Annotated in this window: 1 protein-coding gene; it reads right to left on the bottom strand. The window is 49.7% G+C overall.

What is annotated here, in order from left to right:
* Positions 1-513: hypothetical protein (locus OW492_RS16975; RefSeq protein ID WP_290041720.1), on the bottom strand; the 513-nt coding region annotated here is incomplete at both ends.

The following is a 513-nucleotide window of genomic DNA, read 5'->3' as shown; positions in this document are numbered from 1 at the left end:
CCGCACTACCATCATCTTCCGTAAAGTCATTGCTGGTTAAGATAGTGATTTCTGGAGCATCATTCACGGTGGTCACACCTGGATCAACACTTACTGCATCGCCATCAACCGTGCCGTCGTTTGGCGTTAAGGTGAACGCTGGTAATTCTTCGCCACTGTTGACTAGCGCAGCGCCGGCTTCAGTTAGGACAACCGTACCATCTACGATTTCGTAGTTCACGGTATCGCTTAGCGTAACCGTCACTTCGTCGCCATCTTCATCGAAGGTATCGAAAGTCGCCACTTCTGCGCCAGCAACTGCGCTACCATCATCTTCGGTAAAGTCATTGCTGGTTAGAATAGTAATTTCAGGTGCATCATTCACGGTCGCAACACTTGGATCAACGCTTACGGCATCACCATCAACCGTGCCGTCGTTTGGCGTTAAGGTGAAAGCAGGTAATTCTTCCCCACTGTTGACTAAGTCAGCACCGGCTTCAGTGAGCACAACCGTACCATCTACGATTTCGTAGT

Origin of the sequence: Psychromonas sp. 14N.309.X.WAT.B.A12 (assembly GCF_030397575.1) — a bacterium.
Lineage (GTDB): Bacteria > Pseudomonadota > Gammaproteobacteria > Enterobacterales > Psychromonadaceae > Psychromonas.
This window is presented reverse-complemented; position numbering and strand designations above follow the sequence as displayed.